A 10,061-nucleotide genomic window follows, 5' to 3' on the forward strand; every position below is an offset into this window, starting at 1 on the left:
TTCTGAACTTATCGATTGGGAAAACACCTTTCATATATTTATCTTTAATATTTGATGATTTTAAGAATTTGTAAAAATATCTCTAAACCTGTTTTCTACTATAATAAACACAAATGTTTTTTAAAAGAACACGGACTACTTTTTATAAATAGTCCGTGTTCTTCTCTTATTATTTATCAAACAAATATTTACTTAAAGATTGCAATGCAGCGGTCTTATCTTTTGATTTTATCAAAAACGAAATATTGTAATTGCTGCCTCCATAAGATACCATTCTTACCGGAATATCTTTCATTGCCTGCATCGTATTTGACTCGAAACCGATATTATTCCATTCCAAATCTCCGACTACACAAATAATGACCATATCTTCATCAACTGTGACAGTCCCGAATTTTTTAAGATCATCCAGAATTTCGGTTAAATGTTTTGTATTATCGATAGTCACAGAAACACCTACCTCTGAAGTAGTCACCATATCTATGGCCGTCTGATAACTTTCGAAAATTTCAAAGACTTTACGTAAAAATCCGTAAGCTAAAAGCATACGCCCCGATTTGATCTTAATGGCTGTAATACCGTCTTTTGCCGCTACAGCTTTTATTTTCCCCGGCTCTGATTGATTATAAATCAAAGTTCCCGGAGCTTCAGGTTCCATCGTATTCAACAGACGAACAGGAATGTTATTAAGCTTAGCTGGAAGAATACATGTAGGATGCAATATCTTCGCCCCGAAATATGCTAATTCCGCAGCTTCCTCAAAATGTAAATATCTTACCGGAGAAGTATTTTTAACGAATCGAGGATCATTATTGTGCATGCCATCAATATCCGTCCATATTTGTATTTCGTCAGCCTGAATAGCAGCACCGATCAATGAAGCGGAATAGTCGCTTCCTCCCCGTTGTAAATTATCTATTTCACCATAAGCGTTCCGACAAATATAGCCTTGTGTTATATAAATAGGTGCATCAGGATTTACAGATAATAAATCTTTCAGTTTTGTCTTAATATATACGGGATCCGGTTCAGCATTTTTATCTGTCCGCATATAATCCAAAGCAGGAATCAGTACAGATTTTACACCAGTCTCATTCAAGTATAAATTCACCATAGCCGTTGACATCAGCTCACCTTGAGCCAAAATCACTTTTTCTTCAAAAAGAGTAAAAAGATCTTTTGTAAAAGAACGGATATAATCGAAGTGAGATTTTACAATTTCAGTAGCCCTCTGTTTATACTCGTCTGTGCTATACAACTCATCAATTACCTGCATATATTTATGCTCTAGGCCATTAATAATTTCGTTAGCACCGTCCGGATTTTTTTTGTATAAATAATCCGAAATCTCTACAAGCGTATTTGTTGTACCGGACATAGCTGACAAAACAACAATCTTTTGCTCTCCGTCACAAATCAATTTGGCAACATCTTTCATTCTTTGTGCTGAGCCCACAGAAGTTCCACCAAACTTTAAGACTTTCATTTTTTATTCTTTCAATTAATAGTTCGTATATTTAAATACCTGTATTTTCAATATATATAGTTTCTGAAATGCAAAGATAAGATATTATCTATAATAAGCAATTCTATACTTAAAGAGAGACTTCGGATAAACATTTATTCTCACATTTCAATAAACGTCCGGGAAATTCTTCTACCAATCGATGATTATGGGTCGTCATAATAACAGCCGTACCTGTCTCACAAATAGAATGCAATAACGATACAATTTGTTGCCCGGTCTGAGGATCAAGGTTTCCTGTCGGTTCATCCGCCAAAATAATCTGCGGAGAATTCAACAATGCTCTGGCTATAACAATTCTCTGTTGTTCCCCTCCGGATAGTTCATGCGGCATTTTGTACGCTTTATTTTGCATGCCGACCTGTACCAAAACTTGCTCGACTCTCTCTGTTATCTCTGCTTTATCTTTCCAGCCTGTCGCTTGAAGGACAAAATTAAGATTATCTTTTACCGGCCTGTCCGTCAATAACTGAAAATCCTGAAATACAATACCTATTTTTCTTCTTAACTGAGGTATATCCTTCTTTCGGAGAGACTTCATATTAAATCCGAGGACAGAAGCTTCTCCTTCAACCACCGGAATTTCAGCATACATCGTTTTCAGTAAGCTACTTTTCCCTGTACCTACCCGACCGATGAAATAGACAAACTCACCTGAATACAATTTAAAATTTACATCTTTCAGAACAACAAGCTCCTTACGACAAATTTCGACATGATCATATTGTATCAATAATCCATCTTCCATATAGTTCTATTCTTTATGCCGTTTTTTCAATTCTCTGGCAAGATCTTCTATCCTATATCCTTTTGAAGTCAATAATACAATCAAATGATAAATTAGATCGGAAGCCTCATAAATAAGTCGGTCATCTGTTCCGTTCGTTGCCTCGATTACTGTCTCCACGGCCTCTTCTCCGACTTTTTGCGCCATTCTGTTTAGTCCTTTGTTAAACAGAGACGTCGTATACGAACCTTCCGGCATCTCTTTTTTACGGCGATCTATAAAATCCTGAAGATACTTAATAAACATAATATCTTCCTCGTTTTTTTCATCAAAACATGTATCGCTACCAGTATGACAGACCGGACCTACCGGACGGACTTTGATAAGAAGCGTGTCTTTATCGCAATCTTCTTTTATCGAATCGACTAATAAAAAATTACCGCTTTCTTCCCCTTTTGTCCACAAACGGTTCTTAGTACGACTGAAAAATGTCACTTTACCTAATTCCTTGGTCTTTGCTAACGCTTCCTCATTCATAAAGCCCAGCATTAGAACTTTAGAAGTATAACTATCCTGTATAATTGCAGGAACCAGACCTCCCATTTTTGCAAAATCTATATTCATTTCAATACGTTATTTTCTTACACAAATATTTTCTCGATCTAAATAATCTTTAAGTTCAGAAATAGAAATCTCTCCGAAATGAAACACACTTGCTGCAAGAGCAGCATCGGCCTTTCCTATCTGAAAAACATCCTTAAAGTGCTCTTTCTTCCCTGCCCCACCTGAAGCTATCACCGGGATACTCAATACCGAATTCAACATGGCTAACGCATCGTTTGCATATCCCTCTTTTACACCATCATGAGTCATACTGGTAAACAGTATCTCTCCTGCACCTCTTTCCTGTGCTTCTCTTGCCCAAGAAAAAAGCTCTTTATCTGTCGGAACTCTTCCTCCATTTAAATAACAACGCCATAAATTATCGTCAAAGTTAGCATCTATAGCAACAACACAAACTTGCGAACCGAAATTTTTTGCAATTTCTTCAATTAATTTCGGATTCTTCAATGCAGAAGAGTTTATTGAAACTTTATCTGCACCGGCACTCAGTAAACAGTCAACATCATTTATTTCATTTATCCCGCCTCCAACAGTGAAAGGAATAGATACCTTAGCTGCAACCTTCTTGACAATTTCCGTAAATGTCTTGCGTCCTTCATAAGAAGCGGTTATATCTAAATAAACCAACTCGTCTGCACCTTGTCGGCTATATGCGTGTCCCAATTCAACCGGATCTCCTGCATCTCTGAAATTTATAAAATTTACCCCCTTTACAGTTTTACCGTCTTTTACATCCAAACATGGAATTATTCGCTTTGCTAACATATCTATTTTTATAAAAAACGTAACAGTTCCTTCAACGTTATACGGCCTTCATAAAGGGCTTTCCCGAATATAACGGAAGGAACTCCGGCCAACTCTAATTTCTCAATATCTTCGATAGAGGCAACTCCACCACTTGCTATCAAATAAATCTCAGGAATTACAGACATCATCTTTTTATATAAATCGATAGACGGCCCGTTCAGCATTCCATCTTTACAAATATCCGTAGTAATTACTTTTTTTACTCCGGATTCTACATACGTTTTTACAAACGGGATAAGTTCTTTATCTGACGATTCCTTCCATCCTCCGACTGCAATTTTCCCATTTTTAGCATCAGCTCCAAGAATTATCTTATCCGAGCCGAATTTCTCAAGCCATGACAAAAATACCTCCGGACTTTTTACAGCAATACTGCCTCCGGTTACCATCTGAGCACCTGATTCGAAAGCGATTTCCAAGTCTCCGTCAGATTTAATACCACCACCAAAATCAATTATCAACGACGTACGAGAAGCAATGCGTTCTAAAGCTTTATAATTCACGATATGATGGGCCTTAGCTCCATCTAAATCGACGACATGCAATCGTCTTATTCCATGATCCTGAAATTCTTTTGCAACCTCCAACGGATCATGATTATATGTGGTCATACGCTCATAATCACCTTGCGACAAGCGTACGCACTTACCATCTATTATATCTATGGCCGGTATTAATTCAATCATATCATTCTATAATTTATAATGACAAAAAATGATTAAATATATCCTCTCCGACAGCTCCGCTTTTTTCTATATGAAACTGAGAAGCATAAAAATTATCTTTATGCAAAGCCGCACTAAAAGGCAAAATATATTCTGTCTCGGCAGTGGTATATTCACATACTGGAACATAATAGCTATGAACAAAATATACATATTGGTTTTCAATATGTTGCGGAAACATATGCATATCAACGTTTCTCACCGTATTCCAGCCCATGTGTGGTATTTTATATTCTGTGCTTTCAGTATGAAAACGCTTTACTTCAACATCAAATATATTCAGGCAGTCGACATCTCCTTCTTCCGAATGCCGACACATCAATTGCATTCCTATACAAATGCCTAATACCGGCTGCTTCAGATCTTTAATTAAAGAATCCAGATTATTTTTTTTCAAATAATGCATCGTTGACGCCGCCTCTCCTACTCCCGGAAATATTACTTTATCAGCAGACATCAATATTTCCTTATTATCAGTAATTTCTGCTTCTACCCCGACCCTTCTTAAAGCACAATCTACCGAATAAATATTACCGGCATTATATTTTACAATTGCAACTTTCATTTTCCCTTAATTGAAAACAACGGTTTTGTTGCGATAAGTCAATATTTTCCGATCAATATGTTTTTCCACAGCTCTGGATAATACTATTTTTTCGAGATCCTGACCTTTATAAACCAAATCGGCAATAGAATCCTTATGAGAAATACGAACTATGTCTTGTTCTATAATAGGTCCCGCATCAAGATCGGTCGTCACGTAATGGCTTGTAGCCCCGATCAACTTTACTCCTCGTTCAAAAGCCGCATGATAGGGTTTAGCTCCCATAAATGCAGGAAGAAACGAATGATGAATATTTATGATCTTATCGGGATAATGCATTATAAAATCAGAAGAAACGACCTGCATATATCGTGCCAATACGATAAAATCTATATCATATTTTTCCAATAATTCCAACTCCTTAGCTTCTTGCTCCGCTTTATTGTCCTTATTGATTGGAAATACATGATAATCTATATCGAACCTTTTAGCTACACTTTCCAAATCAGGATGGTTACTGATAATAACAGGAATCTCTACATTCCACTCTCCGGCTGTATATCGCGCCAATATATCATATAGACAATGGGACATCTTCGATACGAATATAGCCATACGCGGCTTGCGATCACTAAAATAGAGATTAAAGCTCATATCATATTTTTGTCCGTATAATGTATTGAAATAATCTTCTATTTTATTCTGTGGAATAATAAAGTTTGTCAGATCCCATTCCACCCGCATAAAAAATGCATGATTTTCCCGATCTACATATTGGTCGAGATACAAAATATTACCTCCGTTTACATTAATAAAATCTGTTACAACCGCTAATATACCCGGCTGGTCTGGACAATGCATCAGTAATATTGCATTTGTACTGTTATTTTTTTGTTTTGACATATCTCATCTATTTTGAAGCGCAAATATAACAAAATAAAAGCGAACAATCCTATTATTCTACAAATTTGAACAAAAATAATCTTACAAAATATCTATTTGCAAGAAATAAAAATTTACATCAGAATTTCACAGGACCTATTTGATCCATTAGCCACAAGATTTTACGTTTTCTTTTCTGCATATATAAAGATGGAGCAGATGAGTTAAAATGTAACGGATTAGGTAATGATGCCGCAATAAGAGCACACTGTGATCGGGTCAATTTTCGGGCTGTAATTCCAAAATGATATTTTGCTACAGCTTCCGCACCATATATATTTTTGCCCATTTCGATAGAATTCAGATACACTTCCATAATCCGTTTCTTTCCCCATAACTGTTCTATCAAAAATGTAAAATAAGCCTCCAATCCTTTGCGAATAAAAGAATGTCCCGGCCATAAAAACACATTTTTAGCGGTTTGTTGAGATATCGTACTTGCCCCTCTGGCTCTTTTTCGAGTTTTATTTTCTTCTATCGCCTTCTTTATCTGCTGAAAATCAAACCCTGAATGTTCTAAAAAAAGATTATCTTCTGAGGCGACTACCGCTTGAGGCAACCATCTGCTCATATCCTCTAAAGAAACCCATCGATGGTATAAACGGGGTTTTTCTCCGGCCATAATACCTTGTGCATAACGGATCAACATAAGAGGCGTTATATATACTGGAACAAAACGGTATAAAAGAACCGAAAGAATCGTCGAAATAAAAAAGAATGCGATAATATTTCTTATAATACGCCGGACACGCTTCATATATTACATTGTTTAAATATAGCTGCAAACGTAAAAATATTTTTTGACTAAATAAGAGCCAGTCCAAATTTTCCAACAAAAAATATTATCAGGTCATTTTTGCGTTTTATTCCGGTCTTTTTTCTCGTTTTCCCTCGTCAGATAGCTCACTATTATCCTCGTAAAAACAGGAAAATATCCTCAAACGAAACTCTAAAATCTGACCCGAGCAAAATTCGGATTGGTTCTTAGAGCCTATCTGAATAAAAAGCCGGCCCAATAACGTAAATATTGGCCGGCTCTCGCAAAGTATAGATATATACTAATTTCGCATCTGCTTAAATTCTATTAGAATAGAGAATCGAACATAGTCGCTATTTCTATTCTCGACTAGCATTTTACTTTATGATAGATACTGTCAACGGTTCACTCTTTAGTGAAGCCTCTTCATCAATGTATGCATTCCAATCTTCAATTGTATCGAATCCAGACTTGCTCCATCCTGCTCCCCAATAATAGACTAATTCCGAACCAGGAGTATAATCTGCAATAGCAAGCACGTGACCATCAGCTCCGCCTCTCAAATTGTTTTTCTCTTTTTCTTCAAAATAGACGGCTTTTGCATCTTTGGCCGTTGGCAAAATAACTCCGACAAATATTGTTCCGTTATTATTATTCGGATTATCGGTCGGATCAGCATAAGTAACATATCCTTTTTCTGCCGAGACTTTATATTGAGCCGAAGATTCAGGATCATGCAATACTATTCCGGCGACTACGGGAGTAGTTTCTTTCAGATTATCATAAGTCACTACAGTTTTGTTTAACTGAGAGCCGGCATCCAATGAAATTAGACGAGTTTCTACTACTGAATCTCCATTTACGATCAATGGATTATATGTCAGTTTTACCGTAAAACGCAAAGGACCGTTATCTAATACTTCAAACGTTTTATAGCAATACGGATACACAATCGTATCGTTTACCATCAACGCAGCAGTTCCACCTCCCAAAGTAGGACCTACTTTATAACAATCCAATCCGTTTCCATGATCTACATGATATGATACAGATTTATACAATTCATCAGCAGCTTTGGGATCTGTTTTCTTCAATTCCGAGATACGGGCTTTTGTTTCAGGATTCAATTCTCCTTCATATCGTTTTTCAACAACCGGTTCTGCAACCGATTTTACCCAAATGTCATAACCGAATGCTCTTTCTCCAGTAGCTTGAAGAGCCGGTCCGTAAGTACGGAAAGCGATTTTATCATTTTCCCAAGCAATATCATCTACACGTTCGGGATACTGTCTTCCGCAAGTTATAGTATCAAATTTTTCAGGGATTCCGGCTTGTACAGTATATTCAACAGATGAATTAGCTTTTACCGTAACCGGAAAGATCAATTTACCGTCATAAGTCAATTGGTAAGGTAGTTGCTTTCCTTGTGCATCCAAAATAACGAACTGTGCCGTATCGGATAATCCGAGCATCTCAGTCACGCTACTCATAGAAATTTCAGCTATTTCATTTTCCCGATCTATCGCCGAGTCATTCTTTACAGAAATTTTGACACTCTTACCTCCACTGCAAGAGAAGCCGATAATTGCAATAAACAGTAATAAAATAATCTTTTTCATATCTTAATTTATTGGTTATTATATATACAAAGCAACCCTCTGTCTCAAAATAGAGATAGAGGGTATAATCTTATTCCCCGCTTTTTATTGGGGTTGCTTTCCGATATAAGCCAAAATACCACCATCTACATAAAGGATATGGCCATTAACGAAATTAGATGCATCAGAAGCTAAAAATACAGCCGGACCCATCAAATCTTCCGGAGTACCCCAACGGGCAGCTGGTGTTTTTGCGACAATGAAAGAATCAAACGGATGTCTTGAACCATCAGGCTGTTTTTCCCGTAACGGAGCTGTTTGGGGAGTTGCAATATATCCCGGACCTATGCCGTTGCACTGAATATTATATTCACCGTATTCTGAGGCAATATTCTTCGTCAACATTTTGAGACCACCTTTTGCTGCAGCATAAGCAGATACGGTTTCGCGTCCCAATTCGCTCATCATCGAACAAATATTGATAATTTTACCATGTCCTTTCTTTATCATAGAAGGAATCACTGCTTTAGATACGATAAACGGACCATTCAAGTCGATATCAATCACCTGGCGAAAATCCGCTGCAGACATTTCGTGCATAGGAATACGTTTGATAATACCGGCATTATTTACCAAGATATCGATAACCCCGACTTCTTTTTCTATTTGAGCAACCAAAGCATTAACCTGATCTTCATTTGTTACATCACAAACATAACCATGTGCTTTAATTCCTTCAGCTTCATAAGCTGCCAATCCTTTTTCAACCAACTCAGGTTTAATATCGTTAAAAACGATTTTTGCACCGGCTTGTGCAAATGCAGTAGCCAAAGCGAAACCTATACCGTAAGAAGCGCCTGTTACAAGTGCAACCTTACCTTCCAATGAGAAATTTACCATATTTAATAAAGTTAGTGTGTTTAAGTTTTATCTAAGATCTGTATTTTTATAGAAATCCTGATCACCATAATCCAGATTTTCACCACCCATACCCCAAATGAAAGTATAATTACTAGTCGCAGCAGCAGAGTGTATCGACCATTCGGGCGACAATACAGCTTCATCTCCTTTCATCCAAATATGACGAGTTTCGGTCGGTTCTCCCATAAAATGGCAAACCGCATTTCCTTCAGGAACTTCAAAATAGAAATATGCTTCCATCCGGCGACTATGAGTATGTGCAGGCATAGTATTCCAGACACTACCCGGTTGCAATTCTGTCATACCCATTTGCAACTGGCATGTTTCCAATACTTGAGATACCAGCATCTTATTGATGTTACGATGATTAGACCCTTCTAATGAGCCCATTTCCGCAACTACGGCATCAGCTTTCGTTACTTTTTTATCTGGATAAGTTTTATGTGCCGGAGCAGAATTGAAATAAAATTTTGCAGGATTCTTATCATCCAAACTTTCAAATGTAACAGTCCGTTCACCTGCTCCGAGATATAATGCCTCTTTGTAATTCAAATCAAAAGCCGTATCTCCCACCTTTACACAGCCCGGGCCTCCGACATTGAATATTCCCAATTCACGACGAGAAAGAAAATGTGTCGCTTTTAACGGATCTATTGCTTCTAATGTAAGTACTTCACCTACTGGTTTAGCTCCTCCTACAATCAAACGATCATACATAGAGTAAACCATATTTACTTCATTATTTACAAACAGGTTCTGAATCAAGAAATCTTCACGCAAACGAGTCGTATCATAGCTTTTCGCATCTCGAGGATTGCTCGCATAGCGAAGTTCATAATTTGTTTTCATAACTATCTAATTTATATGCTTGATTATTAAATTGTTATATTC

General features: G+C 37.0%; 11 protein-coding genes. All 11 read right to left on the reverse strand.

Annotation, left to right across the window (positions count from 1 at the left end; all coding sequences use genetic code 11):
• Positions 1-169 precede the first annotated feature (169 nt).
• The 11 genes from AC1WHX_RS07400 to kduI all read right to left on the reverse strand — a co-directional run bounded on the left by AC1WHX_RS07400 (position 170) and on the right by kduI (position 10,019).
• Positions 170-1,486, reverse strand: a complete 1,317-nt coding sequence (locus AC1WHX_RS07400; RefSeq protein WP_009316931.1) for an aspartate kinase — start codon at positions 1,484-1,486, stop codon at positions 170-172.
• A 109-nt stretch (positions 1,487-1,595) separates the two neighbouring features.
• Entirely contained in the window at positions 1,596-2,273 is a 678-nt protein-coding gene (locus AC1WHX_RS07405) for a cell division ATP-binding protein FtsE (protein WP_122338401.1), read from the reverse strand.
• Between the two features lie 6 nt (positions 2,274-2,279).
• Positions 2,280-2,876, reverse strand: coding sequence for a bifunctional phosphoribosyl-AMP cyclohydrolase/phosphoribosyl-ATP diphosphatase HisIE (hisIE, locus tag AC1WHX_RS07410; protein ID WP_122338400.1), 597 nt, complete (start codon positions 2,874-2,876; stop codon positions 2,280-2,282).
• Between the two features lie 9 nt (positions 2,877-2,885).
• Positions 2,886-3,641 carry an imidazole glycerol phosphate synthase subunit HisF gene (gene hisF, locus AC1WHX_RS07415; RefSeq protein WP_122338399.1) on the reverse strand — a complete coding sequence of 252 codons (756 nt, stop codon included), beginning with the start codon at positions 3,639-3,641 and terminating at the stop codon, positions 2,886-2,888.
• Between the two features lie 8 nt (positions 3,642-3,649).
• Positions 3,650-4,369: a 1-(5-phosphoribosyl)-5-[(5-phosphoribosylamino)methylideneamino]imidazole-4-carboxamide isomerase gene (gene hisA, locus AC1WHX_RS07420; protein WP_122338398.1), complete on the reverse strand. Its 720-nt coding sequence runs from the start codon at positions 4,367-4,369 to the stop codon at positions 3,650-3,652.
• A 13-nt stretch (positions 4,370-4,382) separates the two neighbouring features.
• Positions 4,383-4,973 (reverse strand): imidazole glycerol phosphate synthase subunit HisH, encoded by a 591-nt coding sequence (gene hisH / locus AC1WHX_RS07425; RefSeq protein WP_022600639.1) that lies wholly within the window; start codon positions 4,971-4,973, stop codon positions 4,383-4,385.
• Between the two features lie 6 nt (positions 4,974-4,979).
• On the reverse strand, positions 4,980-5,855 hold the full coding sequence (gene purU / locus AC1WHX_RS07430) for a formyltetrahydrofolate deformylase (RefSeq protein WP_022600640.1): 876 nt from the start codon (positions 5,853-5,855) through the stop codon (positions 4,980-4,982).
• A gap of 118 nt (positions 5,856-5,973) precedes the next feature.
• Complete coding sequence (gene mtgA, locus AC1WHX_RS07435; RefSeq protein ID WP_122338397.1) at positions 5,974-6,651, reverse strand: monofunctional biosynthetic peptidoglycan transglycosylase; 678 nt, start codon at positions 6,649-6,651, stop codon at positions 5,974-5,976.
• Between the two features lie 377 nt (positions 6,652-7,028).
• Positions 7,029-8,270: a DUF4861 domain-containing protein gene (locus AC1WHX_RS07440; RefSeq protein ID WP_122338396.1), complete on the reverse strand. Its 1,242-nt coding sequence runs from the start codon at positions 8,268-8,270 to the stop codon at positions 7,029-7,031.
• Between the two features lie 84 nt (positions 8,271-8,354).
• Positions 8,355-9,149 carry a gluconate 5-dehydrogenase gene (locus tag AC1WHX_RS07445; protein ID WP_009316922.1) on the reverse strand — a complete coding sequence of 265 codons (795 nt, stop codon included), beginning with the start codon at positions 9,147-9,149 and terminating at the stop codon, positions 8,355-8,357.
• Between the two features lie 27 nt (positions 9,150-9,176).
• On the reverse strand, positions 9,177-10,019 hold the full coding sequence (gene kduI, locus AC1WHX_RS07450) for a 5-dehydro-4-deoxy-D-glucuronate isomerase (protein WP_009316921.1): 843 nt from the start codon (positions 10,017-10,019) through the stop codon (positions 9,177-9,179).
• Between the last annotated feature and the right edge of the window lie 42 nt (positions 10,020-10,061).

The organism is Coprobacter sp., from assembly GCF_982436375.1.